Below are 26424 nucleotides of genomic sequence, written 5' to 3' on the forward strand. Positions count from 1 at the left end.
ACAAGACAGGGAGTCTCCCATGGTATTTCTTGACCCGGCTGTACCCCACGGCACCACGCCCTATCGCGGGCTGACAGAGTCCCGCGAGGCCTGGCTGGCCGTGGCAGCCACCATCGAACCCGAGGTGGCGCAGTATTTTTTGATCAGCGCCCGGTGTGGGTGTTTCATGCAGGCGGCCCGCAGCCTGAATATCAAGGCCACACAATTGCGTAAACGCCTGGCGCAGCTGGAAGAGCAACTGCGGCGTTCGCTGTTCAGCTATCAGGGCAATGTCCTGGCCCTGAGTCGTGATGGGCAGCAGTTGCAGGCCCAACTGATTGCCTTGGCCCATGAACGACGGGTGCCGGTGCTGGAGCAACCGTTGATTCGGCTGGCGGTTGCCGAGTCGGTCCTGCATGACATTTTGGGGCGCGACTTGATTGCGTTGCTGCGGCGCAATGCGAGTGTGCGGTTGGAGATTATTTCCATCGACAGCGATTTGGGGTTGCAGGCGCTGGATGCGGATGTGGTGGTGTGGTTATCGGGGATGGAGTCGCCGGGGGCTGGGCCGAGCTTTGCCATTGGTGCGCCTGAGGTGTTGGCGCGGCTGGATTATTCGCCGCATATTGCCAAGCGGTATTCGCGGTTGGCGGTGCGGCCTGACAGTATTGAAGACCTGGCGGATTATATGTTGGTGCAGTGGCAGCCGGACCGGCAGGTGGAGGCGTTGCGGCCGTGGAACAGTCTGGTGGAGCAGCGGTTGGCGGGGGTGGTGCAGGTGCAGGCGTATCCGTTGATGCTGGAGATGATTCGCTGCAGTGCGTGTATTGGGTTGTTGCCGCGGTATATGAGTTGTTTTGATCGTGGGTTGACGGCGTTGGATGGGGTGTTTTTGGAGGGGATGCAGCGGCAGGTTTGGATGGGGGTGAATGCTGAGGTGCGGCATCCGCAGGAGGTGGGGTGGGTGGTGGAGATGATTCGGAATACGTTTCTTGAGAGGGGGGAGTGGTTTGATTGATTGAGTACATATCCGTTTCTTCGGTAACGGCCACTTAGGGTTCCGCTCTTACAGCGGGTCACTTTTGGCAAACGCCCGGAATGCCGGCCCAGCCAAAAGTAACCAAAAGGTCTTTGCCCCACCACTCGGTGCCTCGCCTAGGCTCGGCATGCCCGCACTCCGGCCCGGTTCCGCGGGCCGCCGCGACGGGCCATCCATGGCCCGGCGCGGCTAAATCGGCTTCCCTGCCGATTTACCCGCTCCACCGTGCCTGCTTGCGGCCATCGTGGTTAACGGGGCCCGCAGATCAAGATCAAAGGCACGCAGCCTCGCTGGCGCTCGACAGCTGCTACGGTCGGGGTGGCTCTGCTTTTCTGTGGGAGCGGGCTTGCTCGCGAAAAACCTGAGAGCGCCGTGTTCATTCAGAATGCCCGCGTCATCGTTAACGACCTTCGCGAGCAAGCCCGCTCCCACATTTGGACTGTGCCCGCTTTAGATTTTGATTTTGCTTTTAACACTCAAGCCGGCCGGTAGGCCGCTGTGCTCTTGATCTGCTTTTGATCTTGATCTTAGGCGCCCCGTTAAACCACGCTGGCCGAACGCAGGCTTTGGAGCGTGGGTAACCTGGCAGGACGCCAGGTTAGCCGTCCTGGGCCAAGGATGGCCCATGACGGCGGCCCACGGTCCAAAGCCGGAGTGAGGGCACACCGAGCCTAGGCGAGGTGCCGAGTGGTGGGGCAAGAGCGTTTTGCTTACTTTTGCGCTGTTCAAAAGTGAGCCGCTGTAAGAGCGGAACCATAAGCGGCCATCACCTAAATAACGGATATTCACCCACCACCGGCCGCAATAAACCGCCGCGCCAAAAACCCATACAACAGATACCCAAACGCCAACACCAGCGTCGCACCAAACACCGCCTCCTCACCACACGCATATATCGCATACAGCGAATACCCCACGGCAATCAGCAACACCATGGTATTGCGCGCATACACCACCGTAGCCACCCGCGCCTTGTGCATCATCACCAGCAGCCCAGTCAGCGCAGTGACGTAAGGAATCAAATTAGTCACCACCGCCAGGTTCACCAACTTGCCAAACTGCGCACTGGCCGTGGGCGAGATGGTCGACAAGGCAATCAAGCTCTGCAACGCCGCACAGGCAATCAGCCCCCACACGGGTGCCTGGTCACGGCTCACCCGGCTGAAGAACCGCGGAAACAGGCGCTGGTCCGCCGACATCTTGGCCGTTTGCGCCAAGGTGAATTGCCATCCCAACAGCGAACCAATACACGCCACCACCGCCAGCGCCATGATGATGTCGCCCACCAGCGGCGTGAAAATCTGCGCGTACACCAGGGCAAACGGCGCAGAAGACTCGGCCAGTTCAGCATTGGGCACGATGCCCTGAATCACCGTGGTCGATAGCACATACACCAGCGCCGCGCCGAGGGTGCCCAACAGGCAGGCCAGCGGCACGGTACGCTTGGGATCTTCCACCGCGTCATAGCCCTGGGCCGCAGACTCCATGCCGAGGAACGCCCAGAGGGTCAGCGGAATACTCGCGCCAATCGCATCCCACAGTTGCAACTGGTTGGGGTTCCAGGCGTCGCTGAACACCTCGGCTTTGAAATAGAACCAGCCAAACACGCTCAAGCCCGCCACGGGAATGATCACGCCCCATACGGTGACCACGCCGATCCGGCCAGTCAGGCGCGGGCCGCCGAAGTTGGCCACGGTGGTCAGCCAGATCAGTCCGAGGGTGCCGATAAACAACGGGATCGGCCCACTGCCTAGCCACGGGATGAAGGACGACAGATAGCCCACCGCCGAAATCGCAATCGCCACATTGGCAATGATCAGCGACAGGAAATACAGAAACGAACAGAGGAAGAACCCTGACTTGCCGTGAGCCTCCTCGGTGTAGGCCGACATGCCGCCGGTGCGGGTACAGAACAGGCCGCACTGGGCAAAGCAGTACGCAATCGCCATCGAGCCCACGGCGGTGATCAGCCACGACAGCAGCGAGATCGCGCCCAACTGCGCCATGCTGGCGGGGAGCATGATGATGCCCGAGCCCATCATGTTGATCGCCACCAGGGTGGTCAGGCCCATCAGGCTCATCTTTTTGCTTGGCTCGGCCATCGGCAACTCCTTGTCGTGGGGGCGTGCGAAGGCAGGCTAGCACGTTGTTGTCAGTTCGCCTTCGGGCCCCGGTTTTCCCCCAGGATTCGCGCCGCATCCCGTGCCGGTGGCAGGCCGAACACCCGGGCGTAATCGCGGCTGAACTGGGTGGCGCTCTCATAGCCGACTTCGAAGGCGGCACTGGTGACGTTTTTGGCGCTGGCCACCATCAGTGTGCGGGCCTGCAGCAAGCGCACGCGTTTTTGATACTGCAACGGGCTCAGGTTGGTGACGGCCTTGAAGTGGCGGTGGAAGGCCGACACGCTCATCGCGGCTTTCTGCGCCAGGGCTTCTACCCGGATCGGTTCGGCGAAGTCCCGGCGAATCCACTGGATGGCCTGGCTCACCCGGGCCATGGCGGTGTCCGGCGCGGCGATTTCACGCAGCATCCAGCCGTGGGGGCCTTGCAGTACACGGTAGAGAATCTCGCGCTCGTAAACCGGCGCGAGGGCGGCGATCGCCTCGGGGTTGCCCATCAGCCGCAGCATGCGCAGCCAGGCGTCCATCAGTTCGGGGGTGACGGCGGCCACGGAAAAACCCGCATCGTGGTCGTAGCGCACGGCAGGTTTGGGCAAGTCGCTCAGCAGCGTCGCGAGCACCGTCGGGTCCAGTGTCAGGCTGACCGCCAGGTAGGGTTCGCCGGTCGCCGCCGGGTGCACGGTGCCCACCGCGGGCAGCTCGATGGACATCACGAAATACGTCGCCGGGTCGTACCGCAGGGTGCGGTCGCCCACGGTCATGGATTTGCTGCCCTGCAGGATCAGGTTGATCATCGGGTCATACACGGCGGCCAGCATGTGCTCGGGAATCGCGCCCTGGACCATGGCCACCCGCGGGATACCCGTTTCAGTGCGGCGGTTTTCGGCCTTGGCGGCCAAGGCACGCAGTTCGATCAGTTGTGTGTTCATGCCGGGCATGCTGAGCGCCCAGGTGGGCCCTGTGCAAGCAAAAAGCAGAAACAGGCAGGTTTCGAGCAGGAACCGCTGCGCCGGCGCCGGCGCGCAGGCCTACTGTGGTGACTCATTTGAGCAAGCAGTGGAGCCACACATGGGCGTTATCCTTATCACCGGCGGCAGCCGTGGCATTGGTGCCAGCACTGCAGAGTTGTGTGCCCGGCAAGGCATGGGCGTGATCCTGACCTACAACAGCCATCCAGAGGCTGCACACGCCGTAGTGCAGAAGATTGAGGTTGCAGGCGGCAAGGCGGTCGCGCTGCCATTGGATGTAGCTGACGTCGGCGCCTTCGAGGGTTTTGCCGAGGCGGTAAAACGGGCGCTATCGGCGACCTGGGGCGTAAGTGGCTTGAGTGGCCTGGTGAATAATGCCGGTTATGGCCTGTTCAATCCCCTGGAATCGGTCACCGAGACCCAGTTCGACGGCCTGCTGAATGTGCACCTCAAAGGGCCGTTTTTCCTGACTCAAACCCTGTTGCCGCTGCTGCAAGCCCACGCCTGCATCGTCAACCTCACCAGCGCCACGACCCGTGTGGCCACCGCCGGGGTTGCGCCTTATGCAGCCTTCAAGGGCGCGCTGGATGTACTGACCCGTTACATGGCCAAGGAGTTTGGCGAGCGGCAGATCCGTGCGAATGCCGTCTCTCCGGGAGCCATCCGCACCGAACTGGGCGGCGGGCTCAATGACGAGTTCGAAGCGCTGCTGGCTTCCCAAACGGCCCTCGGCCGAGTGGGCGAGCCTGAGGACGTGGCGCGCGTGATCGCCATGTTGCTGTCTGAAGAAGGCCGCTGGATCAATGCCCAGACGATCGAGGTCGCGGGCGGTTACATCATCTGAAGAGCGAGGCTACAGCATGCTGGATCATGTCTTTTTGTCGGTCAGCGACGTTCAACGCTCTATCGATTTCTACCAGGCGGCACTCACACCGCTGGGCATCACCACGCGCCACGACTACGACGGCAAGGACGGCCCACCCGGCCATCCGGACCTCAAAGGGTTTGGCGCCAATGGGCGGATCTTCTTCTGGTTGCGCGAGGGCGTGGTTGAGGGCAGGTCGGTGCACGTGGGGTTTGTCGCCGGCAGCCGGGTCGAGGTCGATGCGGCCTACTTGGCGGCCATCAATGCAGGGGCTGTCGACAACGGCGCACCGGGTGCACGTTTGCACTATGACCCGAACTACTACGCCGCCAATGTGCTGGACCCCGACGGCTACAGCCTGGAATTTGTCTACAAGAACTGGCAGCACGTCCAATGAAAACCTTAATGATCTACGGCGCCACGGGCTACACCGGGCGCATGGCGGCCGAAAACGCTCAGGCACAAGGGCTGGACCTGGTGATTGCCGGGCGCAATCGCCAACGCCTGGACCCGCTGGCTGCGCAACTGGATGTGCCGTATCGAGTATTCACCCCGGACACCCTGGGAACGGACGCCCTGGAGGGTATCGACGTGCTGTTGAACTTCGCGGGGCCGTTTGCGCAGACGGCGGGCGCGCTGATGCAGGCATGTATCGCAGCAGGGGTCGACTACCTGGACATCACCGCCGAAATCAACGTTTACCGCTTGGCAGAGCAACTGGGCGCGCGGGCAACTGAGGCGGGCGTCATGCTGTTGCCCGGGGTGGGCTGGGACGTGGTGCCGACGGATTGCCTGGCGATGCAGGTGGCGAGTCGTGTGCAGAACCCGCAGTCGCTCAAAGTAGCCTTGCAGGTGCCTGGCTCCATGTCCCGGGGCTCGGCCTTGAGCGTGGGTGAAATCATCGGCGCGGGGATCCTGGCGCGGGTGGACGGGCAGCTCATCGCCACCCCGGATGCACAACCGTATTCCATGGATTTTGGCGATGGCCCGGTACTGTGTGCGCCGCTGTCCTTTGGTGATTTGGTGACGGCGTGGCATTCCACGGGCATCCCGAATATCGCCATGTTCGTGCACATCAGCGGTGATGCGTTTCCCGAAGGTGACCTGTCACAACTGCCCGACGGCCCCAGCCTTCAACAGCGTGAGGCCCATCGTGCCCGGGCAGTGGCAGAGGTTACAGGCGCCGATGGCCAAGTGATGCGTTCGGTGATCGAGACGGTTAACGGTTACTCCTACACTCCCTTGGCGGCGGTGGAAGCGGCTCGCCGGGTGTTGGCCGGTGAACGCCAACCGGGGTTTGCAACGCCGGGGCAACTGTTGGGTAGGGAGTTTGCCGAATCCATCGCGGGCACCACGATTATTGACGTGTAAGCCAATCACCGGACCCTCGTCACCCGCCAGGCACCTTGAACCTGGCGGCATCACGCCCCGGCGGCAAGCCGAATAGCCGGGCATATTCGCGGCTGAACTGTGAGGCGCTTTCATACCCGACGCTGAATGCAATCGACGCCGCATCCTGGGTGTCGAACAGCAGCAACCAGCGTGCTCTTAGCAGGCGCAGGCGTTTCTGGTACTGAATCGGGGTCATGGCGGTAATGGCTTTGAAGTGCCGATAGAACGCCGCGACGCTCATGTCGGACATGGCTGCCAATGGCTCAACGCGAAAGGGTTGATTGAAGTGCTGGCGAATCCACTCGGTCGCGCGGCGGATCTGCGCCAGGCGGCCATCGGGGCGGGCCATGTCCAGTAACGTTGCCCGTAGCGGGCCCTGCAAGACCCGAAACAGAATCTCCCGCTCGATCATCGGCGCCAATACGGCAACTTCGTTGGGCCTATCCATCAGCCGCAGCATGCGCAGCCAGGCATCAATCAGCTCGGCGGGTGCAGGCACGGCGGCAAAGCAACTGTTGGTGGTGCGCTCGCCGGTCGCGATCTCGTCGGCCAGTAGCGTGGCGATCACGTTGTGGTCCAGGGTCAGGCTCAGAGCCAGATAAGGCAGCCCCGGGGCACAAGGGTGAATCTGGCCGGTGGCGGGTACCTCGACGGGCACCACGAAATAGCTGGCGGGCCCGTAGGTTTGCTCCTGGTCGCCAATCCACAAGGTCTTCGAACCTTGCAGCACCAGGTGCAACATCGGCTGGTACACCTGATCGGCACAGGCTTCGGCCCGCACCATCGTCACGCGCGGCAAGCCGGTGTCGGTCCATTGGTTGCCAGCACGCATGAGGAGGCTGCGCAGTTCATCGAGTTGATTGTTCATGGCGTTGAACATGAGGCACGCCGGCGGGCAACGCAAGCCAGGCGAGAAGAATAGGCAAGCACGGGAGAAGAACCGGCAACCGCTGCACCCGCTGCGGCCTGAATACTGTCGGCAAGCGGTATCACTTAACCTTTGGAAGGTCACACCATGAAACTCGACGGAAAAATCGCAGTGGTTACCGGCGCCTCAAAAGGCATCGGCGCAGGGATTGCCAAGGCACTGGGCGCAGCGGGGGCTACGGTGGTAGTCAACTATTCCACCAGCAAGGCCGACGCCGATGCGGTGGTTGCGCAGATCCAGGCCAAGGGCGGCAGCGCCATGAGCGTGCGGGCCGACATGAGCCAGGCAGTCGCCGTGACGCAGCTGTTCGACACGGTCAGAAGCGAATATGGCCGCTTGGACATCCTGGTCAATAATGCCGGTGTCGCGGTGTTCCAGATGATCGAGGACTTGACCGAAGAGGCGTTCCATCGCCAGTTCAACCTCAATGTGCTGGGTTATCTCCTGGCTGCTCGGGAAGCCGTCAAGTTGTTTGGCCAAGGGGGCAGCATCATTAATATCAGTTCGATTCTCAGCACCGATCCCTACCTGGCCTCCAGCGTCTACTCGGCGACCAAAGGCGCGGTGGATACGCTGACCTTCGCCTTGGCACGTGAACTGGGGCCGAAGGGGATCCGGGTCAATTCGATCCTGCCGGGGCATACAAACACGCCTGGCACCGACGGACATTTTGCCGGTGAGTTTGGTCAGCAGCTTATTGCGGGCACGCCGCTGGGGCGTTTTGGCGAGCCGGATGATATCGCGCCGGTTGCGGTGTTCCTGGCGTCCGACGACGCCCATTGGGTCACCGGCGAATCCATTCGCGCTTCGGGTGGGGTGCGTGGCGTGGGTTACTGATCAACGCAGGGCGGATCAGGCGGCCTGCGGCTGCATCCGCCATTCACCTTCCACATCCTTGACCAACCCACTGGCCAGGAACAGCGGTGCCACGCGCTTGTGCAGCTGCGGCTCGACAAACTCTTTCACCGTGTCCAGTGCCAGCGCGCCACTCAGCGGCAGCTCGGCCTTGGTGTAGGACAGCCAGGCCTTTTTCAGCATCAGCAGCACGTCGCTGCCGGCGGTGGAGGCGAAGCGGCGGTGGGTTTTTTTGCCGTCGAAATCGAAGGTGTGCTGGAACTCGTACCCGGCCTCGTTACCTTCGCTGGCAACGCAGCGGATGCAGGTGCAGGGGCCATCGCCGAAGGCGCTGCGCAGGTAGTTGTTGAAGTCCACCACGGGCTTGAGTGACAGGCGCTTGTCCACTTCGAACAGGTCGCCGGTCATTTTTTCGTCAGAGTTCAAGGTCGATTTCCTCGCAGCGGTTTTTTCAAGGGCGGCACCATACCAGCCGAAAGCGTCGGCGGGCAGTGTTTTTCGTATATCCATAGATCCCGATATTCTTTTTCGCCCCGTACGTGGGTCGCTACGCTCGCAACCCTTCTCAACATCGCGGCAGGCGTTCTCATGATAATAAAACGACCCACCCTGACGCTCCTGGCAGCAGCCAGTGCGCTCCTCAGCCTTGGTGCACACGCCGAAGGCAAAATCAGCATCGCCCAGCAGTTCGGCATTGGCTACTTGATCCTCGACGTGGTGCGCGACCAGAACCTGATCGAGAAACACGGCAAGGAGCAGGGCCTGGACATCAAGGTGGAGTGGAACAGCATTTCCGGCGCCACCGCGATGAACGAGTCGTTGCTGGCCGGCGCGCTGGACGTGGTCTCGGCGGGTGTACCGCCGATGCTGACGCTGTGGGACCGCACCAAGGGCAAGCAGAACGTCAAAGCTATCGCCTCACTGGGGTCGATGCCCAACTACCTGCTGACCAACAACCCGGACGTGAAGACCCTCAAGGACTTCAGCGAAAAAGACCGCATCGCCGTGCCGGCAGCGGGCGTGGGCTTCCAGTCGCGCACCTTGCAGATTGAAACCGCCAAGCAATTCGGTGATGCCAACTACAAGAAGTTCGACGACATCTCCATCAGCCTGGCGCACCCGGATGCGACTGCCGCGTTGATTGCCGGCGGCTCGGAGATCAACGCGCACTTTTCCAGCCCGCCGTTCCAGTACCAGGAATTGTTGAATCCCAAGGTGCACAAGGTGCTGAGTTCCTACGACATCCTCGGCGGCCCGGCCACGTTCAACGTGCTGTACACCACCGAGAAATTCCACGACGAAAATCCCAAGACCTACAAGGCGTTCTACGACGCGTTGGCCGAGGCGGAGACGATTATCAAGGCTGACAAACCGGCAGCGGCCCAGGCCTATATCCGTGTCGAACAGTCGAAGCTGCCGCTGGCGCTGGTGGAGAAGATTGTCCAGGATCCGGAAATCGACTTCACCATCGTGCCGCAGCGTACCTATATTTATGCGGAGAAATTGCAGGCGTTGGGGGTACTGAAGAACAAAGCAGGGAGTTGGAAGGATTACTTCTTCGAAGAGGCGCATGGCGCTGACGGGAGCTGACTTTATTCTGAATTGAAACGCACACAAAAATGTGGGAGCGGGCTTGCTCGCGAATGCGGTGGGTCAGTCAATACATGTGTTGGCTGACCCACCGCATTCGCGAGCAAGCCCGCTCCCACAGGGGATCCTGTTCTCATTTTGAGGTCTTTGTTGTCTGATGATCAGCGGAAGAACTCGCCCGGTGTGGCATCGAACTGCTGGCGGAAAGCGTTGATAAAAGCCGAAGTGGACTCGTAACCACAGGCCAATGCCACATCCGTCACCCGTTCACCTTGCTCCAGCGCGGGCAGGGCACTCAACAGTCGCAGGCGCTGGCGCCATGCGCGGAAGGTCAGGCCGGTGTCGCTCAGGAACAGCCGGCTGAGGGTTTTCTCGCTGACCGCCAGTTTCTGGCTCCATTGCCCCAAGGTGGTTTGCTGCTCGGGGTGCAGGTTCAGGCTGCGGTAAATCTGGCGCAAGCGGCTGTCAGCGGGCAGCGGCAACATCAGGTCGACCTGGGGCGCGGCGGCCAACTGGTCCAGCACCACCTGGGCCAGCCGCCCATCCGGGCCGTCCTCGGCATATTCCACCGGCAATTCACTGAAGCTGCGAATCAACTCCCGCAACAGGCTGCTCACCGCCAGCACTTGGCAGCGCTCGGCCGCCCAGCCGGTGACGCTGCAATCCAGGTACAAGCTCCGCATCTCGGTATGGGGCGAACTGAACACCCGGTGCGGCATGCCGGCCGGGATCCATACGGCCCGCTGAGGCGGCGCGACGAAGCGGCCGACACTGGTCTGGATCTCCAGCACCCCGGATATCGCGTAGGACAACTGCACCCACGGGTGGCTGTGGCGGCGGGTCAGTGCGCGGTTGGGCAGGGATTCGGTGCGGCCGTACACCGGCCTTGGCAGGCTGGAAAGCCCGGGCACGCTGCGGCGCACGGTTTTGTCATGTCCTTTAGGCGGCATTTACTGGCTCATTGGCGTTAGTCGGTAACAAGCCGTTACGTTAGAGTCGCGACGATGCTCTTGGCAACCCCCGGAAGATTGGCCTATGACCCGCCCACGCTTTTTACCTGACAACTTCACCCTGACCCTGGTGGCCACGGTGATCCTCGCGTCCCTGCTGCCTGCCAGCGGCCAGACCGCCGTGGCCTTTGGCTGGGTGACCAACCTGGCCATCGCGCTGCTGTTTTTTCTGCATGGCGCCAAGCTGTCGCGTCAGGCCATCGTTGCCGGTGCCGGGCATTGGCGCCTGCACTTGCTGGTGTTCAGCCTGACCTTCGTGCTGTTTCCGCTGCTGGGCCTGGCGCTCAAGCCGGTGTTGTCACCGCTGATCGGCAAAGACCTGTACATGGGCATGCTCTATCTGTGTGCATTGCCCGCCACCGTGCAGTCGGCGATTGCCTTTACTTCCCTGGCCCGGGGCAACATCCCGGCGGCGATCTGCAGTGCGGCGGCGTCGAGCCTGTTCGGCATCTTCCTGACGCCGTTGCTGGTGACCTTGCTGCTCAACGTGCATGGCGATGGCGGTTCAACCGTCGATGCGATCCTGAAAATCAGCGTGCAACTGCTGCTACCGTTCATCGCCGGGCAAATCGCCCGTCGCTGGATCGGCGAGTGGGTGGGGCGTAACAAGTCGTGGCTGAAATTCGTCGACCAGGGTTCGATTTTGCTGGTGGTCTACGGCGCGTTCAGCGAAGCGGTCAACGAAGGCATCTGGCACCAGATTCCGTTGTGGGAACTGGGCGGCCTGGTGGTGGCCTGCTGTGTGTTGCTGGCCCTGGTGCTGGTGGCGTCCACGGTGCTGGGCAAGGCGTTTGGTTTCAGCCAGGAAGACCGGATCACCATCCTGTTCTGCGGCTCGAAGAAAAGCCTGGCCACCGGTGTGCCGATGGCCCAGGTGCTGTTTGCCGGGGCGAGTATGGGCGTGTTGATTTTGCCGCTGATGCTGTTTCACCAGATCCAGTTGATGGTCTGCGCGGCGCTGGCCCAGCGGTATGCCAAGCGTCCGGAATCGATTCCCGAGCTGATGGGGCAAGTCGATCCCTGAATCGTCGTGTTACTATTTTTTGCGCGCGGCTCAAGGCCCGGCATCGGGCCGGCTTGATCTGCGCGCAAACGAGTACGACGACCTGTCAATGAGCATTTCCGCCGCAACACCTCAAGCCAACTGGCAACCGGTCTTCGCTCTCGCGTTGGCCGCTTTTGTGTTCAATACCACCGAATTTGTGCCGGTCGGCCTGCTGAGTGCCATCGGCGCGAGCTTCGACATGCCCATCGCCAGCGTCGGCCTGATGCTGACCATCTATGCCTGGATCGTGTCCCTGACCTCGCTGCCGGTGATGCTGCTGACCCGTAACGTCGAGCGGCGCAAGCTGTTGATCGTGCTGTTCGGCATGTTTATCGCCAGCCATATCCTGTCCAGCGTGGCCACCAGCTTTGGCATCCTGATGCTCAGCCGGGTCGGCATTGCGCTGTCCCATGCGTTGTTCTGGTCGATTACCGCCTCCCTCGCGGTGCGCCTGGCGCCGGAAGGCAAGCAAGTGCAAGCCCTCGGCTTGCTGGCTACCGGTACGTCGCTGGCGATGGTGCTGGGCATTCCGCTGGGCCGCCTGCTGGGCGAAGCCATGGGTTGGCGCACCACCTTCCTGGTGATCGGCGGGTTTGCCGCCGGGCTGGTGTTCTGGCTGGCGCGCACCTTGCCGCTGCTGCCGAGCCAGAACTCCGGCTCGTTGCGCAGCCTGCCGCTGCTGTTCAAGCGCCCGGCGCTGGTGGCGCTGTACGTGCTGACGGCGATGGTGGTGACGGCGCAGTTCACGGCCTACAGCTATGTTGAGCCGTTCGTTGAGGGCGTTGCCGGCATGAGTGGCAACACCGTGACCCTGATCCTGCTGGTGTTCGGCGGCGCGGGCATCATTGGTTCGTTGTTGTTCAGCCTGGTGCACCGCTTTAACCCGCATCGGTTCCTGATCACCGCCGTGACCATCCTCGCGCTGTGTCTGGCGTTGCTGCTGCCATTGAGTGGCGAGGTGTCGTACCTGGTGACCCTGAGTGTGTTCTGGGGCATGGCCATCATGGGCTTTGGCCTGGCGCTGCAATCGAAGGTACTGGTGCTGGCGCCGGATGCTACGGACGTGGCGATGGCGATGTTTTCCGGGATCTACAACATCGGCATCGGCGGCGGGGCGTTGATGGGCAGTTGGGTGGGCAGCCACTTTGGTTTCGCCTGGATTGGTGCGGCGGGCGGGTTGTTGGCGGCAGTGGCGTTGATTGGGTATTGCCTGGCGATTTATCGGTTTGGGCAGGGTGTGGCTCGCGGCCCTCTGTAGGCGCGACATTCTTAATGCAGTGGTTTTTTCTAGGGATTTAATATGAAAGCAGGGTTGCTGATCGCTGTTTTATTGATGCTGGGTGGTTGCGTCACCAATCAGTTGCACTTCGCTTCTTATACCTCTGACGCGGAGTTGGCCAGCATTAAGAACAGTGCTGTTCAGTCGGATATTGTCGGGGTTTCAGGCTACGAGCGTTGTGGGCCCTGCACTGAGCGAAGCAAGATTGTATGGCATGCCGCGAACCACGAAATCGTCAGCCTCTACGAGGGGATGGCCAATGTTCCTGTCGATGATTGGGTTGGCTTTACCAAGCGGGCTATAGGGTCTGATTCGGCATCGTCCATTAAAACCCGGGTCGAGATTGATCGGGTTTTCGTAAAAACCTGGAGTGATCCCGAATACTATGCAACTGATGTAGAACTTTCGGTCTATATCGGCGGTGTCAAATATGCCGGGCATTCACGAATCAAGATAAAAGGCGCAGGCCAGACGCTTATTCAGCGGGATAAAGTGGCTTTCAATTCAGCTACCCTCGATGCCGTCAGTGTGGGATTGAAGGCAGCTTATCTGGATGCATTTGCAAAGTTTAAAGTCGCAACTCACTGATTGGCGCCGCTTACTGCCTACTGTAGGAGCGAGCTTGCTCGCGAAGAACTTGAGTGCGCCGCTGGGTGTCAGACTACCCGCGTCATCGTTCACCACCATCGCGAGCAAGCTTGCTCCTACAGGAGGTATTTCCATGGCAGTTCGTTTGATTAAACCGGCGGTATTCGCAGTGCTCGCCGGGTTTTCCGTGTTGTGGCTCAGCCCTGCAAGCCTGGCGGCCAGTTTTGACTGTGACCGGGCGAAGGCGCCTGACGAGAAAACCATCTGTGCCACGCGCTCCCTCAATGATCAGGACGTGACCATGGAGCTGCTTTATGACCTCAACCGGCACTTCATGGCCATGGGCGGGCGCGGTTCGTTGATGGATGATCAGGCTGTGTGGCTCAAGCAGCGGCATACCTGCGGGGCGCAAGTCGGTTGCCTGAGCAAAGCGTATACGCAGCGGATTGCGATGTTGCGTAGCTTTATTGATGAGCGGGTGATGACGAAGGGGCCGTTCTGAATAACGGGCATAAACGTACAACGCCGGCTAAAGTCAGTTTTCTCAACAGAGTCTGAAAGCACATCAACACACCGCAGCAGGTTTGCCATGGACGAAAAACCAAACGCGTTACACATAGCGGAAATTCCCTACGAGACCGGTGAGGTTCGATTCAGGTATTCGCGTTACCTGTCCGAGGACGGCACGCAATGGATTCGGCATGGGCTTTTTCGCGCCTACCACCCAAACGGCAACCTGGCTTCCGAGGGGAATTACGTGGATGGCGCCGAACACGGTGACTGGCGGGACTACCACGACAATGGACGGGTAGCGGCGCAGGGCGTTTATGAGCGTGGCCAGGAAGTTGGGGTGTGGTCGTTCTGGGATGCAGATGGATCTCTGGAGGAGTCCTCATGACCACTGAGCTTGCGTCGTTTCTGCACGAAGAGATCCAGTCGCTATGCAGTGCAGGTGATCAATTGGCCGATGAAGGCCGCTATGAAGAGGCCATCGAGCAATACAACAAGGCCTGGATTTTGATCCCCGAACCGAAAAATAACTGGGAAGCCTCCACCTGGGTATTGGCTGCCATCGCTGATGCATGCTTTTTATCCGGATTCAACGGCTCAGCCCGGGATGCCTTGGATTATGCGATGACCTGTCCGGGCGGTCTCGGAAATCCATTTTTACATCTGCGCCTGGGGCAGGTTTTGCTGGATCAAGGCCACGATGACTTGGCCGCCGATGAATTGATGCGGGCATACATGGGCGCAGGGGCCGAGATCTTTGAGAGCGAGGACGGGCGCTATCTGCGCTTTCTTGGCACGCGGGCAAATCTCTAGACGCGAGGGCGGGTGTTGATGTCCACGTTGACAATGATCCGGCAGCAATGTTTGCTTTTGAATGGCGCGCGCGCCGTTGAGCCTGGGTTTCTTGATGAGGTGCAGAGCCACCTTGGCCTGGAGCTTGCGAATGATTTTCGTGAGGCTGCCGAGTTCTTCGATGGCTCTGGAATCTACGTTTTGCCCTTGCACGCAATAGGGTGGGCGCCTGCGCCGAATGTCCTGGACGAAACCAGACGTCTTCGAGAGCGTGCCGGGCTTGCGCGGCAGTTTTTGGTATTAGCCCAACCGCCGGCCAGTTTGATCGTGATGGATTGCTCGGGCGGAGGCGGTCGGGTGATTTGGTGTGATGACGTGGATGTGTGCCGCCTGGGTAGGGAGGCCTTGTTGACTGCACCGGATTCATGGCCGACGTACACCGCGTTTCTTGAATACCTGATCAGTGAAGAGCAGCAAGATCGTGTGGATCTGCCCGACGATAAAGCTTGATGCTACAAGCCTGGCTGAAGTCCGGCGCGAGGGTGACGCGGAGCGTCACGGTATGCATTCCCACGCAGAGCGTGGGAACGATCAAATGCTCAAAATTTGTTATGGGCTGTCCCAACCATAGTGAAAAATTGTTGGCTCACGACATTCTCCCTAATATCAGAATGCTTGATCCTACAGATCTTGTAATAATTTTAGATTGTAAGAAATTCCTATTTCGCCTGTACGATTCAAGTCCTTTTTCCACAACAGGACCTACATGAACACCCTCTCGGAGCCTCCCAGTCGTCTTTCCCCAAGACATGCACTGTCGCCGTTCCCGCTGATCGCCTGCCTCCGGGCCAAGCATCCCGTCTTCCGATTGCCTACCCTTACCCGGTCCCTCGACCGTGCGTTGCCGTGCCCGGCATTCTGAAAAACTTGAAGAGATACTGAAAAATGGAATGGTTAGCGGATCCAACGGCCTGGCTCGGCCTGTTGACTTTGATTGTGCTGGAGCTGGTGCTGGGCATCGACAACCTGGTGTTTATCGCGATCCTGGCGGACAAGCTGCCACCGGAGCAGCGTGACCGTGCGCGTCTGATCGGTTTGTCCCTGGCATTGCTGATGCGTCTGGGCTTGCTGGCAAGTATTTCGTGGTTGGTGACCCTGACCCAGCCGCTGTTCGAGGTGTTCGACAAGAGTTTCTCGGGCCGTGACTTGATCATGCTGTTTGGTGGTGTGTTCCTGTTGTTCAAGGCCACCATGGAATTGCATGAGCGGCTTGAGGGGCATGTGGCTCAGCGCACTGGCAACGTGGCTTATGCGATGTTCTGGCCGATCGTTGCGCAGATTGTGGTGCTGGATGCGGTGTTCTCCCTCGATGCGGTGATTACCGCCGTGGGCATGGTGGATGAGCTGGCGGTGATGATGATCGCGGTGATCATTTCCATCGGCCTGATGATCGTTGCCAGCAAGCCGCTGACCCGTTTCGTCAACGCCCACCCGACGGTGATCATGCTGTGTCTGGGCTTCCTGATGATGATCGGTTTTGCCCTGACCGCCGAAGGCCTGGGCTTCCACATTCCTAAAGGCTATCTGTACGCGGCCATTGGTTTCTCGATCCTGATCGAGGTGTTCAACCAGATCGCCCGGGCACGCCGCAAGAAGTCGGCACAGGGCACGCTGCCGGTGCGTGAGCGCACGGCCCATGCGGTGATGCGTTTGCTCGGCGGGCGTAACCTGGCGGTGGAGGAGGTGGGTGACGAGGTCGCCGACCTGCTGGATAACCCTGATGCCACCGACGGGCCGCTGTTCGACCGGCGTGAGCGGGTGATGATCAGTGGCGTGCTGCAACTGGCTGAACGCCCGATCCGCACACTGATGACGCCTCGGGCGAAGGTGGACTCTATAGATCTGTCGGACGATGCCGACACTATCCGCCTGAAACTGATGCACTCGTCTTACTCGCGGCTGCCCTTGATCCGCGACGGTAACGTCGACGAGCCATTGGGCTTTGTGCACAAGAAGGAGTTGCTCAAGGAATACCTGGCCGGTAACGAGCCGAACCTGGAGCACCTGGCGCGCCGGGCGGTCAACCTGCTGGAGAGTTTTTCGATTCTCAATGCCCTGGAGCAGATGCGTCAGGAATCCACTCACATTGCCTTCGTGATCAACGAATTTGGCGACTTTATCGGGGTGTTGAGCATGACCGACATCCTCGAGTCCATCGCCGGTGAGTTGCCGGACGCGAGTGAAGTCGAAGGGCCGGATATCGTTGAGGAGGAGGGTGGTTTCCGGGTCAATGGTGCCTTGAACCTTAACCTGATCCGCCAGCGCACCGGCTTCAAGGCGGTGGCGACGGAGGATTACCAGACGCTGGCCGGTATGGTGATGAGCCTGTTGGATCGCCTGCCGATGGTCGGCGATAGCCTGGAGCATGAAGGCTGGCGTCTGACCGTGGCGGCGGTGGAAGAGCGGCGGGTCACACAGGTATTGCTGGCGCCTGTTTAGCTGGATAGCATCGCCCCTCACTGAACCGTTAAGTAAGGGTTACCCGAATGACTTTGGACGTGCTTAAGATTTCTGCATTTTGTGACGGTAACCAGGGCGGTAACCCGGCAGGCGTATGGATTGGTGACAACCTGCCGGAGGCCGCAGAAATGCAGCGTATCGCCCACAAAGTCGGGTTTTCGGAAACCGTATTCGCCTGCCCGCAGGATGACGGCTGGCGGGTGCGGTATTTCGCGCCGGAGTCCGAAGTCGCGTTTTGCGGGCACGCCACCATCGCCCTCGGCGCGGCCTTGAGCCTGGCGCTGGGCGACGGTGAATTCCACCTGACCTTGAACAATGGCGATATTTCCGTCAGCGGTCGCAGCGAAGGCGACCTGATCGAAGCCGCGCTGCAATCCCCGCCAACCCGCAGCGCACCGGCCAACGATGCGCTGGTGGAGGCGGGCCTGACCTTGTTCGGTTACACCCGCAATGACCTGGACCCGAGCATTCCGCCGGCGATCATCCATGCCGGCATTTCTCACCTGGTGCTGGCCCTCGACAGCCGTGCCAAACTCAGCCAGATGCACTATGAACTGGAAGCCGGTCGCCGCTACATGACCGACGCCGGTTTGGGCACCGTGGTGCTGGCGTTTGCCGAAAGCCCGACACTGTTCCACACCCGCAACCCGTTTGCGGTAGGCGGCGTGTACGAAGACCCGGCTACAGGCTCCGCGACGGCCGCGTTTGCCGGCTATCTGCGGGACCTGGGCTGGCCGCACAACGGGTGCATCAACATCATTCAAGGCGAGGACATGGGCAGCCGTTCGCGATTGCAGGCGCAGATCACCGATGAGAAGGGTGCCTCGATTCGTGTTTCCGGCACGGCGCGGTTGATGTTGGAGGACTGATTCTGGTCTTGGCGAACGTCTCGCTCAGCGTCTTCTCGTCGAACCCCTTCAGCTTATTGATCATCTTGCCATTCTGAAAAACCAGGAGGGTGGGAGTGCCGGTTACCTCGGGGTGTCTCGGGGTTTGGGCTGTGTCGAGCACCAGGCTTTTCACGGTGCGAGCGTATTTCCTGGCAAAGCGTTCAAACAGTGGCCCGGCCTCCCCGCAGGCCGGGCAATGCTGCGAAACAAACAGCATGAACACCGTTTTGTGTGCCTTGAGCACCTGCTGGTAAGCCATGGCATCGGCAATCACCGCCGTTGCAATTCCCATGATGATCTCCTTGAGCGAAAGGCCTGGCCCACGCTAATCCCGGCGATCAAAACGGTCTACTGTCAAAACTAACAGGTACCCACCTCCATGTGGTCGAACCGGCCATTGTGGCGAGGGAGCTTGCTCCCGCTGGGCTGCGCAGCAGCCCCCAAGGCTTTCAACGCTCCGCCCGCTCCCGAGCCTTCTTCGCCAATCCCACGCACTGCTTGTAATCCCCGTTCTCCTTGGCATCCTTCGCCCGTCGATACCCATGATGGTTCTGCGTGGTGTAGTTCGTACTGAACGCCGCCTTGAGCTTGGCCAACTCGGCCTTGCATTCACGGCGGTCATCCTTGGCGAACACAGTGCTGGCAAACACCAGCGACAACAACATAAGAACAAGGCTGATCTTCATCTGAGCGCATTCCTTGGGGAGGGCCGATCATCTGCCAAGCCTAGCCCAGCCGCAGGATTCTTCCATCCAGCACCGCACCGCCTTCGTGCCCGGTAACGAACCGCACTCGCACCCAAATGTGGCCTGTCACCCCGCTGTGTAGCCAACGGTAGCAACCTGATTTCAACCGATGGCCCAACGCCTCATCGCCGATAAAAATCCATCCCTTTGATTTAAAAAGAAATTAATCCCGCAATATTTTTCTGTTACCGCGTATGGCACACTTTCTGCTGTCTATTCCGTTGTTACATACTAAGTTCCGGTATAGCGGAATACACAACCCCTGGAGTGCTTGTCATGCATCACCGACCTTCCGTGTTCAAAGCGTGTGTTTTTCTCTTCGCCGCATCGGCTTCCCTCGCAAGCGCAGTGCAAGCCGCGGACAGCAAGCTCGATACAGTGCTCAAGCGTGGGCACCTGATCGTGGGTACAGGCAGTACCAATGCGCCGTGGCACTTCCAGGGAGCGGATGGCAAGTTGCAAGGTTTTGATATCGACATCGGCCACATCGTGGCCAAGGGGTTGTTCAACGACCCGAGCAAAGTCGAATACGTGGTGCAGTCCTCCGACGCCCGGATTCCCAACCTGCTGACCGACAAGGTCGACATGAGCTGCCAGTTCATCACTGTCACCGCCAGCCGCGCGCAGCAAGTGGCTTTCACCCTGCCGTACTACCGCGAAGGCGTGGGCCTGCTGCTGCCGGCCAACAGCAAATACAAAGAGATCGAAGACCTGCAAGCCGCTGGCGACAGCGTTACCGTGGCCGTGCTGCAAAACGTCTACGCCGAAGAACTGGTGCACCAGGCCTTGCCTAAAGCCAAGGTCGACCAGTACGACAGCGTCGACCTGATGTACCAGGCCGTGAACTCCGGGCGTGCCGACACCGCCGCCACTGACCAGTCCTCGGTCAAGTACCTGATGGTGCAAAACCCGGGCCGCTACCGCAGCCCGAGCTACGCCTGGAGCCCGCAGACCTACGCGTGCGCCGTCAAGCGTGGCGACCAGGACTGGCTGAACTTCGTCAACACCGCGCTGCACGAAGCCATGACCGGGGTGGAGTTCCCGATGTACAAGGCCTCGTTCAAGCAATGGTTCGGTGTGGATCTGCCAGAGCCTGCGATCGGTTTCCCGGTTGAGTTCAAGTAATTCGTAAACACTGGGGGCGTCGCTGACGGCGCCCCAATCAGGTACTGCTGACCATGAACTATCAGTTGAACTTTGCCGCTGTGTGGCGCGACTTCCCCAGCTTGCTGGCGGGGCTCGGCCTCGGCCTTGAACTGGCACTGCTGTCCATCGCCATCGGTTGCGTGATCGGCCTGTTGATGGCGTTTGCCATGCTGTCCAAACACCGCGCGCTGCGCATCGTGGCCTCGGTGTATGTGACGGTGATCCGCAACACCCCGATCCTGGTGCTGATCCTGTTGATCTACTTCGCCTTGCCCAGCCTGGGGATCCGGCTGGACAAGATCCCCTCGTTCATCATCACCCTGTCGCTGTACGCCGGTGCCTACCTGACCGAAGTGTTCCGCGCAGGCTTGCTGAACATTCCCAAGGGGTTGCGTGAGGCGGGCCTGGCCATCGGACTGGGCGAATGGCGTATCCGCGCGTACATCACCGTGCCGGTGATGCTGCGCAACGTGCTGCCGGCGCTGTCGAACAACTTTATCTCGCTGTTCAAGGACACCTCCCTCGCGGCCGCAATCGCGGTGCCGGAGCTGACCTATTACGCCCGCAAGATCAACGTCGAAAGCTACCGGGTGATTGAAACCTGGATGGTCACGACCGCGCTCTACGTGGCTGCCTGTTACCTCATTGCCATGCTGCTCCGTTACCTGGAACAGCGTTTGGCGATTCGCCGCTAAGGAGCGCCCATGTACGAATCCCCCAGCTGGCTGCATGAGTTGTGGATCGCCCGGGAAACCCTCTGGGCGGGGTTCCAGACCAGCGTCTACTGCTCGGCCCTGGCCATTATCTTCGGCACCCTGATCGGCATCGTCGCCGGCTTGGTGCTGACCTACGGCAAATTCTGGATGCGTGCACCGTTTCGCCTGTACGTCGACCTGATCCGCGGTACGCCGGTGTTTGTGCTGGTGTTGGCATGCTTCTACATGCTGCCGGCGCTTGGCTGGCAGATCTCCGCGTTCCAGGCCGGTGCCGTGGGCTTGACGCTGTTCTGCGGCTCTCACGTGTCGGAAATCGTGCGCGGTGCATTGCAGGCCATTCCCAAAGGGCAACTGGAAGCGGGCAAGGCCATCGGCCTGACCTTCTACCAGTCTCTTGGCTATGTGCTGTTGCCCCAGGCGCTGCGGCAGATCCTGCCGACCTGGGTCAACTCGTCTACGGAAATCGTCAAGGCGTCCACCTTGCTGTCGGTGATCGGCGTGGCCGAATTGCTGCTCAGCACCCAACAGGTCATCGCCCGGACGTTCATGACCCTGGAGTTCTACCTGTTCGCAGGCTTTATGTTTTTTGTCATCAACTACGCCATCGAATTGTTGGGGCGTTACATTGAAAAGCGGGTGGCGTTGCCATGAACCAACTCTCAAAAGAAAGCCAGCCACTCCTGAACATTCGCGGCCTGCGTAAACAGTACGGCCCGGTGGAAGTACTCAAGGGCGTCGACCTGAGCATGCAGCGCGGCAACGTCGTGACGTTGATCGGCTCCAGCGGCTCGGGCAAGACCACGCTGCTGCGCTGCGTCAACCTGCTGGAAGAATTCCAGGGCGGCCAGATCACCCTCGACGGTGAATCCATCGGCTACAGCGAGGTCGGCGGCAAGCGCGTGCGCCACCCGGAGCGGGTGATCTCCCAGCACCGCGCGATGACCGGCATGGCGTTCCAGCAGTTCAACCTGTTCCCGCACCTGACCGCCTTGCAGAACGTCACCCTGGGCCTGCTCAAGGTCAAGAAGATGGGCAAGGACGAGGCGGTTGCACTGGCGGAAAAATGGCTGGATCGTGTTGGCCTGCTGGAGCGCCGCAATCACTTCCCGGGCCAACTCTCGGGCGGCCAGCAACAGCGCGTGGCGATTGCCCGGGCGATTGCGATGAACCCGAGCCTGATGCTGTTCGACGAAGTCACCTCGGCCCTCGACCCGGAGCTGGTGGGCGAAGTGCTCAGCGTGATCAAAGGTTTGGCGGAAGAGGGCATGACCATGTTGCTGGTCACCCACGAAATGCGCTTTGCCTATGAAGTCTCGGACAAAATCGTCTTCATGAACCAGGGCCGCATTGAAGAACAAGGGCCGCCGAAAGACATTTTCGAACGCCCGCAATCGCCGCGACTCGCGGAATTTCTCAAGAACATTCGTTTTTAAATCATCACTTCAGGAGATCCATTATGAGCATTACTCGTTACGGCACCGGCGCCACTGCAGGCGGCGGCCAGCCTCGTCCTTTCGCCCGCGCGGTGGAAGCGGATGGCTGGTTGTACGTGTCGGGCCAGGTGCCGGCGGTGGACGGTGAAATCATCACCGGCGGCATCGTCGAGCAGACGCACCAGACCATGCGCAACGTGGTGGCGATTCTCGAAGAAGCCGGCTACGCCCTGGAAGACGTGGTGCGCGTGGGTGTATGGCTGGAAGACCCACGGGACTTCTGGAGCTTCAACAAAGTGTTCGGCGAATACTTCAACCCGGAACATGCCCCGGCACGGGCCTGTGTGCAGGCGAATATGATGGTCGATTGCAAGGTTGAGATTGATTGCGTGGCCTACAAGAAAAAAGGCTAAATGCCCGTCTCTTGAGACCACAGGAGACCCAATGTGGGAGCGGGCTTGCTCGCGAAAGCGGTGGATCAGTTGTAGATGTATTCACTGACACACCGCTTTCGCGAGCAAGCCCGCTCCCACAGGGGATCTGTGTTGATAGCTACATCTTCAAACGGGACCGACGACTGCCATGACCGAAGACACCATCAAACGCCGCGCCAAAGGCCTCGACCGGGCGTTCGATATCCTCGACTTCCTCAAGGAAGTCGGCCAGCCCCTGCGCCCGAATGATATCGCCAGCGGCATCGGCAGCCCCAAATCCACGGTCTACGAACTGGTGGCCTCGCTGCTGGAACGGCGCATCCTTGAAACCGTTGGCAAGGACGGTCACGTCTACCTCGGCCGTCAGCTGTACTTCCTCGGCCAGGCCCACCTGCGCCATTTCGACCTGACCCGCGAAGCCGACCACGCCCTGCAGGAAATCGTCAGCCAGACCCACGAAACGGCACAGATGTGCCTGCTCAATGGGCGCAAATACACCGTGGCCCTGATGCGTGAAGGCGAGCGGCATTTCCGCATTTCCTCAGACATCGGCGAAAACGCGCCCATCCCCTGGACCGCCTCCGGCCGCCTGCTGCTGGGCCATCTGAGCGACCAGCAAATCATCGACCTGATCGACTATGACGACTTCATCCTCCCGGACGGTCAGCGCCTGCCTCTGGAAACCTTCCTCGGGCAAATCCGCCAGGCCACCCTCGACGGATTCTTCTCCTTCGACAGCGTCGCCGACACCTTTACCCACTGCTTTGCCGCCCCGGTTCGGGACGCTCAAGGCATCAGCATTGCGACCCTGTGCATCGTCGCCCCACGGGCCGATGCCCTCAAAAACTACAACGACTATCGCCGGGTACTGATCGAAAGCGCGAACAACCTGGCCCGTCGCATCAACGAATAGGAAATTGCTATGTCTGCCTTCAATGCCGTTGAAAAAGGCGCCGCCCCGGTCGGTGCGCATCTGGTGCGTGACGTCAGCCTGCCAGCCCTGGTGCTGCACCGCGATGCCCTGGAACACAACATCCGCTGGATGCAGGATTTCGTCAGCAACAGCGGCGCGCAGTTGGCGCCCCACGGCAAGACCAGCATGATGCCGGCGCTGTTCCAGCGGCAGATCGAGCAGGGCGCCTGGGGCATCACCCTGGCCAATGCCGTGCAGACCCGCGCCGCGTATGCCGGTGGGGTTCGCCGGGTATTGATGGCCAACCAACTGGTGGGCGCGCCGAACATGGCGCTGATTGCCGACCTGCTGGCCGACCCTGAATTCGACTTTCACTGCATGGTCGACCACCCGGACAACGTCGCCGACCTGGGCCTGTTCTTCGCCGCCCGTGGCCTGCGCCTGAACGTGATGATCGAATACGGCGTGGTCGGCGGCCGCTGCGGTTGCCGCACTGAACAGCAGGTGCTCGACCTGGCCAAGGCGATCAAGGCCCAGCCTGCGCTGGCCCTCACCGGCATCGAAGGCTACGAAGGGGTCATCCATGGCGAGCACGCCATCAGTGGCATCCGCGAATTCGCCGCCTCCCTGGTGCGCCTCGCCGTCGACCTGCAAAACAGCGGCGCCTTCGACCTGGCCAAGCCCATCATCACCGCCTCGGGGTCGGCCTGGTACGACCTGATCGCCGAATCCTTCGAAGCCCAGAACGCCGCCGGCCGCTTCCTCAGCGTATTGCGCCCGGGCAGCTACGTGGCCCACGACCATGGCATCTACAAAGAAGCGCAGTGCTGCGTACTCGACCGTCGCAGCGACCTCAACGAAGGCCTGCGCCCGGCGCTGGAAGTCTGGGCCCATGTGCAATCGCTGCCGGAGCCAGGCTTCGCGGTGATCGCCCTGGGCAAGCGCGACGTGGCCTACGACGCCGGCCTGCCCGTGCCGCTCAAACGCTATAAGGCAGGCGTGTTGCCGGCCGAGGGTGATGACGTGACCGCGTGCAAGGTCACTGCCGTGATGGACCAGCATGCGTTCATGGTGGTTGCGCCGGGGGTTGAGTTGCGCATTGGCGACATCATCTCCTTCGGCACATCCCACCCGTGCCTGACCTTCGACAAGTGGCAAGTGGGTAATTTGGTGGATGAGCAGTTGCAGGTGATCGAAAGCCTGAATACCTGCTTCTAACTGTAGGAGCGAGCTTGCTCGCGATGGTCGTGAACGATGACGCGGGGAACCTGATACCCAACGGCGCTTTCGGATTTTTCGCGAGCAAGTTCGCTCCTACAGGATGACGCCCTCCAGTACATCGAGAGACCCCAGGCATGAACACACAACCGCGCATCGCCCTCATCGGTGAATGCATGATCGAACTGCAACACCGCGCCGACGGCAGCCTGCAACAAAGCTTCGGCGGCGACACCCTGAACGCCGCCGTCTACCTGCGCCGCGAACTGGGTGAACCCAGCACCGTCGACTACGTCACCGCCCTGGGCGATGACAGCTTCAGCGACGCCATGTGCAAGCACTGGGCTGAAGAGGGGCTGGGCCTGGGTATGGTCCAGCGCCTGCCTGGTCGCCTGCCGGGGTTGTACTGCATCCAGACCGATGCCAACGGCGAGCGCAAATTCCTCTACTGGCGCAACGAAGCCGCCGTGCGCGACTGCTTCACCACACCGGCAGCCGAGCCGATTTTGGCGGCGCTGCCGGCGTACGATGTGGTGTATTTCAGCGGCATCACCCTGGCAGTACTGGGCGAAGTAGGCCGTGGGCGCTTGCTGGAAACCCTGATCGAAACCCGCCAGCGCGGCGGCAAGGTGGTGTTCGACAACAACTACCGGCCACGCCTGTGGGCCAGTGTGGACGTGGCGCGTGCGGCGTATCACCGGGTATTGGCCGAGGTGGACATTGCCTTGCTGACCGAAGATGACGAGCGCGCGTTGTTTGGCTATGAGGATAGCGAGCAAGTGTTTGCCGCCTACCCGGCGATTGCCGAGGTGGTGCTCAAGCGGGGCGCGGATGCGTGTTTGATTCGCTGTGACGGTGAGCGGTTCGAGGTGCCGGCGTTGGTGGTGGAGAAGGTGGTAGACACCACAGCGGCGGGGGATTCGTTCAGTGCGGCGTACCTGGCCAGTCGGCTCAAGGGCGGTTCGCCGCAGGAAGCAGCCTTGGCCGGGCATCGGCTGGCGAGCCGGGTGATTCAGGTGCCGGGTGCACTTATTCCCCGAGACTAACGCTGATCGTTCCCACGCTCCGCGTGGGAATGCCTCACCGGACGCTCTGCGTCCGCTCTTGGGACGCAGAGCGTCCCTGGCTGCATTCCCACGCGGAGCGTGGGAACGATCAGCCATCAGTCCCGGTAAAACACCTGCACCAGGTGATACCCAAACTTGCTCTTGATCGGCCCATGAACCACCTTCACCGGCTTCTTGAAGATCACCGCATCAATCACCCCCACCATCTGCCCCGGCCTTACTTCACCCAAATCACCGCCGCGCTTGGCAGACGGGCAGGTGGAGTACTTCTTGGCCAACACGTCAAACGCTTCGCCCTTGGCAATACGCTGCTTGAGCTGTTCGGCTTCTTCACTGGTTTTCACCAGAATGTGACGGGCTTGGGCTTTCATTGATCGGTCC

31 protein-coding genes and 1 pseudogene are annotated in these 26424 nt (G+C 60.6%); 23 read left to right on the forward strand and 9 right to left on the reverse strand.

Going from position 1 to position 26424, the window contains the following annotated elements:
- Nucleotides 1-19 precede the first annotated feature (19 nt).
- Nucleotides 20-997: a LysR family transcriptional regulator gene (locus NVB75_RS32280; RefSeq protein WP_258345022.1), complete on the forward strand. Its 978-nt coding sequence runs from the start codon at nucleotides 20-22 to the stop codon at nucleotides 995-997.
- Between the two features lie 806 nt (nucleotides 998-1803).
- Here the strand turns inward: NVB75_RS32280 and potE are convergent.
- Both potE and NVB75_RS32290 read right to left on the reverse strand, forming a co-directional pair.
- The gene (potE, locus tag NVB75_RS32285; RefSeq protein ID WP_258345025.1) at nucleotides 1804-3120 is read right to left on the reverse strand and encodes a putrescine-ornithine antiporter; all 1317 of its coding nucleotides are present in this window, start codon (nucleotides 3118-3120) and stop codon (nucleotides 1804-1806) included.
- Nucleotides 3121-3170: 50 nt separating this feature from the next.
- Complete coding sequence (locus tag NVB75_RS32290) at nucleotides 3171-4067, reverse strand: AraC family transcriptional regulator (protein ID WP_258345026.1); 897 nt, start codon at nucleotides 4065-4067, stop codon at nucleotides 3171-3173.
- A gap of 139 nt (nucleotides 4068-4206) precedes the next feature.
- Here NVB75_RS32290 and NVB75_RS32295 point away from each other — a divergent pair, with 139 nt between their 5' ends.
- Genes NVB75_RS32295 through NVB75_RS32305 form a run of 3 tightly spaced genes read left to right on the forward strand, consistent with a single transcriptional unit; the run spans nucleotide 4207 to nucleotide 6342 of the window.
- Nucleotides 4207-4950 carry an SDR family NAD(P)-dependent oxidoreductase gene (locus tag NVB75_RS32295; RefSeq protein WP_258345027.1) on the forward strand — a complete coding sequence of 248 codons (744 nt, stop codon included), beginning with the start codon at nucleotides 4207-4209 and terminating at the stop codon, nucleotides 4948-4950.
- A gap of 16 nt (nucleotides 4951-4966) precedes the next feature.
- Nucleotides 4967-5368, forward strand: coding sequence for a VOC family protein (locus NVB75_RS32300; protein ID WP_258345028.1), 402 nt, complete (start codon nucleotides 4967-4969; stop codon nucleotides 5366-5368).
- Nucleotides 5365-6342: a trans-acting enoyl reductase family protein gene (locus tag NVB75_RS32305; RefSeq protein ID WP_258345033.1), complete on the forward strand. Its 978-nt coding sequence runs from the start codon at nucleotides 5365-5367 to the stop codon at nucleotides 6340-6342. The genes NVB75_RS32300 and NVB75_RS32305 overlap by 4 nt, the downstream gene beginning before the upstream one ends.
- Before the next feature lie 19 nt (nucleotides 6343-6361).
- Here NVB75_RS32305 and NVB75_RS32310 read toward each other — a convergent pair whose 3' ends face one another.
- A complete protein-coding gene (locus NVB75_RS32310; RefSeq protein WP_258345034.1) occupies nucleotides 6362-7231 on the reverse strand; it encodes an AraC family transcriptional regulator in 870 nt (289 codons plus the stop codon).
- Between the two features lie 147 nt (nucleotides 7232-7378).
- Between NVB75_RS32310 and NVB75_RS32315 the strand changes: the two genes are divergently transcribed.
- Entirely contained in the window at nucleotides 7379-8128 is a 750-nt protein-coding gene (locus tag NVB75_RS32315; RefSeq protein ID WP_258345035.1) for an SDR family NAD(P)-dependent oxidoreductase, read from the forward strand.
- Nucleotides 8129-8143: 15 nt separating this feature from the next.
- Here NVB75_RS32315 and NVB75_RS32320 read toward each other — a convergent pair whose 3' ends face one another.
- Nucleotides 8144-8572, reverse strand: coding sequence for a hypothetical protein (locus NVB75_RS32320; protein WP_258345043.1), 429 nt, complete (start codon nucleotides 8570-8572; stop codon nucleotides 8144-8146).
- A gap of 162 nt (nucleotides 8573-8734) precedes the next feature.
- Between NVB75_RS32320 and NVB75_RS32325 the strand changes: the two genes are divergently transcribed.
- Nucleotides 8735-9736, forward strand: coding sequence for an ABC transporter substrate-binding protein (locus NVB75_RS32325; RefSeq protein WP_258345044.1), 1002 nt, complete (start codon nucleotides 8735-8737; stop codon nucleotides 9734-9736).
- Between the two features lie 161 nt (nucleotides 9737-9897).
- Here the strand turns inward: NVB75_RS32325 and NVB75_RS32330 are convergent, their stop codons facing one another.
- Nucleotides 9898-10686 carry a helix-turn-helix domain-containing protein gene (locus NVB75_RS32330; protein ID WP_258345045.1) on the reverse strand — a complete coding sequence of 263 codons (789 nt, stop codon included), beginning with the start codon at nucleotides 10684-10686 and terminating at the stop codon, nucleotides 9898-9900.
- A gap of 85 nt (nucleotides 10687-10771) precedes the next feature.
- Between NVB75_RS32330 and NVB75_RS32335 the strand changes: the two genes are divergently transcribed.
- The 3 genes from NVB75_RS32335 to NVB75_RS32345 all read left to right on the forward strand — a co-directional run bounded on the left by NVB75_RS32335 (nucleotide 10772) and on the right by NVB75_RS32345 (nucleotide 13658).
- On the forward strand, nucleotides 10772-11770 hold the full coding sequence (locus NVB75_RS32335) for a bile acid:sodium symporter family protein (protein WP_087694198.1): 999 nt from the start codon (nucleotides 10772-10774) through the stop codon (nucleotides 11768-11770).
- An 88-nt stretch (nucleotides 11771-11858) separates the two neighbouring features.
- On the forward strand, nucleotides 11859-13049 hold the full coding sequence (locus NVB75_RS32340; protein WP_258345048.1) for a sugar transporter: 1191 nt from the start codon (nucleotides 11859-11861) through the stop codon (nucleotides 13047-13049).
- A 42-nt stretch (nucleotides 13050-13091) separates the two neighbouring features.
- Entirely contained in the window at nucleotides 13092-13658 is a 567-nt protein-coding gene (locus tag NVB75_RS32345) for a hypothetical protein (RefSeq protein WP_258345050.1), read from the forward strand.
- Nucleotides 13659-13676: 18 nt separating this feature from the next.
- Here NVB75_RS32345 and NVB75_RS32350 read toward each other — a convergent pair.
- Nucleotides 13677-13793, reverse strand: a pseudogene (locus NVB75_RS32350) (outer membrane lipoprotein carrier protein LolA); the annotation flags it as partial.
- Between NVB75_RS32350 and NVB75_RS32355 the strand changes: the two are divergent.
- The 6 genes from NVB75_RS32355 (at nucleotide 13792) to NVB75_RS32380 (ending at nucleotide 18349) form a co-directional block, all read left to right on the forward strand.
- Complete coding sequence (locus NVB75_RS32355) at nucleotides 13792-14160, forward strand: lysozyme inhibitor LprI family protein (RefSeq protein WP_258345051.1); 369 nt, start codon at nucleotides 13792-13794, stop codon at nucleotides 14158-14160. The pseudogene NVB75_RS32350 and the gene NVB75_RS32355 sit on opposite strands and share 2 nt — an antisense overlap.
- 192 nt (nucleotides 14161-14352) lie before the next feature.
- Nucleotides 14353-14556 carry a toxin-antitoxin system YwqK family antitoxin gene (locus NVB75_RS32360; RefSeq protein ID WP_371103598.1) on the forward strand — a complete coding sequence of 68 codons (204 nt, stop codon included), beginning with the start codon at nucleotides 14353-14355 and terminating at the stop codon, nucleotides 14554-14556.
- Nucleotides 14553-14981 (forward strand): tetratricopeptide repeat protein, encoded by a 429-nt coding sequence (locus NVB75_RS32365; RefSeq protein WP_258345054.1) that lies wholly within the window; start codon nucleotides 14553-14555, stop codon nucleotides 14979-14981. The genes NVB75_RS32360 and NVB75_RS32365 overlap by 4 nt, the downstream gene beginning before the upstream one ends.
- An 18-nt stretch (nucleotides 14982-14999) precedes the next feature.
- The gene (locus NVB75_RS32370; protein ID WP_258345056.1) at nucleotides 15000-15470 is read left to right on the forward strand and encodes a hypothetical protein; all 471 of its coding nucleotides are present in this window, start codon (nucleotides 15000-15002) and stop codon (nucleotides 15468-15470) included.
- Between the two features lie 435 nt (nucleotides 15471-15905).
- Complete coding sequence (locus NVB75_RS32375) at nucleotides 15906-17459, forward strand: TerC family protein (RefSeq protein WP_258345057.1); 1554 nt, start codon at nucleotides 15906-15908, stop codon at nucleotides 17457-17459.
- Nucleotides 17460-17506: 47 nt separating this feature from the next.
- Complete coding sequence (locus NVB75_RS32380; protein WP_258345058.1) at nucleotides 17507-18349, forward strand: PhzF family phenazine biosynthesis protein; 843 nt, start codon at nucleotides 17507-17509, stop codon at nucleotides 18347-18349.
- Here the strand turns inward: NVB75_RS32380 and NVB75_RS32385 are convergent.
- Both NVB75_RS32385 and NVB75_RS32390 read right to left on the reverse strand, forming a co-directional pair.
- Entirely contained in the window at nucleotides 18285-18662 is a 378-nt protein-coding gene (locus NVB75_RS32385) for a co-chaperone YbbN (protein ID WP_258345061.1), read from the reverse strand. The two genes, NVB75_RS32380 and NVB75_RS32385, sit on opposite strands and share 65 nt — an antisense overlap.
- A gap of 157 nt (nucleotides 18663-18819) precedes the next feature.
- Nucleotides 18820-19056 carry a hypothetical protein gene (locus NVB75_RS32390; protein WP_258345062.1) on the reverse strand — a complete coding sequence of 79 codons (237 nt, stop codon included), beginning with the start codon at nucleotides 19054-19056 and terminating at the stop codon, nucleotides 18820-18822.
- Nucleotides 19057-19392: 336 nt separating this feature from the next.
- On the opposite strand from NVB75_RS32390, the gene NVB75_RS32395 reads away from it, so the two are divergent.
- The 8 genes from NVB75_RS32395 to NVB75_RS32430 all read left to right on the forward strand — a co-directional run bounded on the left by NVB75_RS32395 (nucleotide 19393) and on the right by NVB75_RS32430 (nucleotide 26022).
- Nucleotides 19393-20241 carry a transporter substrate-binding domain-containing protein gene (locus NVB75_RS32395; protein ID WP_218263553.1) on the forward strand — a complete coding sequence of 283 codons (849 nt, stop codon included), beginning with the start codon at nucleotides 19393-19395 and terminating at the stop codon, nucleotides 20239-20241.
- Between the two features lie 53 nt (nucleotides 20242-20294).
- A complete protein-coding gene (locus tag NVB75_RS32400) occupies nucleotides 20295-20957 on the forward strand; it encodes an amino acid ABC transporter permease (protein ID WP_003207993.1) in 663 nt (220 codons plus the stop codon).
- Nucleotides 20958-20966: 9 nt separating this feature from the next.
- A complete protein-coding gene (locus NVB75_RS32405; RefSeq protein WP_088425241.1) occupies nucleotides 20967-21629 on the forward strand; it encodes an amino acid ABC transporter permease in 663 nt (220 codons plus the stop codon).
- Entirely contained in the window at nucleotides 21626-22411 is a 786-nt protein-coding gene (locus NVB75_RS32410; protein WP_003207998.1) for an amino acid ABC transporter ATP-binding protein, read from the forward strand. The genes NVB75_RS32405 and NVB75_RS32410 overlap by 4 nt, the downstream gene beginning before the upstream one ends.
- Nucleotides 22412-22434: 23 nt before the next feature.
- Nucleotides 22435-22824: a RidA family protein gene (locus NVB75_RS32415; RefSeq protein ID WP_003208000.1), complete on the forward strand. Its 390-nt coding sequence runs from the start codon at nucleotides 22435-22437 to the stop codon at nucleotides 22822-22824.
- A gap of 169 nt (nucleotides 22825-22993) precedes the next feature.
- Nucleotides 22994-23758 carry an IclR family transcriptional regulator gene (locus NVB75_RS32420; protein ID WP_258345065.1) on the forward strand — a complete coding sequence of 255 codons (765 nt, stop codon included), beginning with the start codon at nucleotides 22994-22996 and terminating at the stop codon, nucleotides 23756-23758.
- A 9-nt stretch (nucleotides 23759-23767) separates the two neighbouring features.
- Complete coding sequence (locus NVB75_RS32425; protein WP_258345066.1) at nucleotides 23768-24976, forward strand: amino acid deaminase; 1209 nt, start codon at nucleotides 23768-23770, stop codon at nucleotides 24974-24976.
- A gap of 137 nt (nucleotides 24977-25113) precedes the next feature.
- A complete protein-coding gene (locus tag NVB75_RS32430; RefSeq protein WP_258345067.1) occupies nucleotides 25114-26022 on the forward strand; it encodes a sugar kinase in 909 nt (302 codons plus the stop codon).
- 116 nt (nucleotides 26023-26138) lie between these two features.
- On the opposite strand, the gene NVB75_RS32435 is transcribed toward NVB75_RS32430, so the two are convergent.
- Nucleotides 26139-26414 carry a peptidylprolyl isomerase gene (locus NVB75_RS32435; protein ID WP_010173346.1) on the reverse strand — a complete coding sequence of 92 codons (276 nt, stop codon included), beginning with the start codon at nucleotides 26412-26414 and terminating at the stop codon, nucleotides 26139-26141.
- Nucleotides 26415-26424: the final 10 nt, after the last annotated feature.

The organism is Pseudomonas sp. CBS (genome assembly GCF_024734645.1).
GTDB lineage: Bacteria > Pseudomonadota > Gammaproteobacteria > Pseudomonadales > Pseudomonadaceae > Aquipseudomonas.